Annotated in this window: 1 protein-coding gene; it reads right to left on the bottom strand. The window is 40.6% G+C overall.

All coding sequences use genetic code 11. The features are described from left to right. Positions 1-130 precede the first annotated feature (130 nt). Entirely contained in the window at positions 131-649 is a 519-nt protein-coding gene (locus EXZ60_RS18935; protein ID WP_055035820.1) for a hypothetical protein, read from the bottom strand. Positions 650-724: the final 75 nt, after the last annotated feature.

Below are 724 nucleotides of genomic sequence, written 5' to 3'. Positions count from 1 at the left end.
ATAACGCCCAATTAAGGGGTGAGCAACGCTACCACCTAACCTAAAGCATTGTACCGTAACCACTAAAACTGAAGTAGAAACAAAAATGCCAAGCGTTGGGAATCCCTCTTAAATTGTTTGTTAGGCATTTTTAGTACAACTCATGATTACCTAGTTTAACGAAGTCATCATGAGCTTTTATAAATGCTGGAACTAAACCGTTAATCTCTTTTGCTTCTTCTTTTATGTGGTCTGGTATTGGTCCAAATGCTAGGTTATCCGGTCGTACTGAACGCATTTTGTACGTTGGCGCTATTGTTACGGTGTTGCCAGCAATAGCTATCCCTAATTTTTCTGCTGCTTCGTAAAGCGTCTTGTGCTTCTTTTGAAGTTTACTATTGGAGAACTCATAATCGGGTTTATACCAATTATCTACATAACTAGATAAAGGTCGCCAATAATCTTCAGAGAACTGTGCCAAAAAGTCATGTTGTCTATAAAACTCGGCAGCTCCCGTCGTAACAAACATACCTTTATATTGTTCGAATAACTCTAAGTCATGGGTATTTACCTTGTTGGTTCCAAGAGTGAACTCTCGAGCCTTGTCCCAGAAAAACCAAACAGCGGTAATCCCACCAAGTAAAGTTGCAATCGCTAAAACTATTTCCATTTACGCCTCATTGATGCCTAACGCCCTGTTAAGGTGTGAGCAACGCAATACCGATGCCGCCGCATACCACCTTAA

The sequence above is a fragment of the Vibrio sp. 1151_11 genome (genome assembly GCF_029478525.1).
In the GTDB taxonomy this organism is placed as follows: domain Bacteria; phylum Pseudomonadota; class Gammaproteobacteria; order Enterobacterales; family Vibrionaceae; genus Vibrio; species Vibrio anguillarum.
This window is presented reverse-complemented; position numbering and strand designations above follow the sequence as displayed.